Raw genomic sequence first — 577 nt, 5'->3', positions numbered from 1 at the left:
AGCCGTTACAAACAGGTTCAACCCGACTGGTGGCGTTATCATGCCGATTTCCATGTTCACCACCATCATGATACCGAGGTGAATTGGGTCGATGCCCAGCGCAATGGCAATTGGGAACACCAAAGGAGCAACGATTATCAATAAGCCCGAAGGCTCCATAAACTGACCCCCGATCAGAAGCAATAAGTTCACAACTATCCAGAACGTAATTGGCCCAAGCCCCGCAGACAGCATCGATTCCGTGATCATCTGAGGGATACGTTCTTCAGTCAGTACGTGTTTTAAGATCAGTGCATTAGCAATGATAAACAGCAGCATGATGGTAAGCTTACCTGCTTCATACAAGGTATGCTTAGTGTCTTCATGGACAAAGGTCTGAATCACTTTGACGATCGCTGGTTTGGTGTTTTGCTTATCAGCAAATGGTCCCATGTCTTTATATATAAAGTTCGCGATAAAGAATGAGTACACCGCCGCAACTGCCGCAGCCTCTGTTGGTGTGAAAATACCGCCATAGATACCGCCAAGGATGATCACCACCAGCAACAAGCCCCAACTCGCATCTTTGGCGGCATCA

1 protein-coding gene is annotated in these 577 nt (G+C 47.3%); it reads right to left on the bottom strand.

The genetic code is table 11. From position 1 onward, the window contains the following. On the bottom strand, positions 1 to 577 hold a 577-nt coding region (locus R7093_RS26885; protein ID WP_318147231.1), incomplete at both ends, for a TRAP transporter large permease subunit.

The sequence above is a fragment of the Vibrio sp. 1580 genome, from assembly GCF_033340055.1.
Note: the sequence above shows the minus strand (reverse complement) of the source record. Positions and strands in the feature narration are given on the sequence as shown.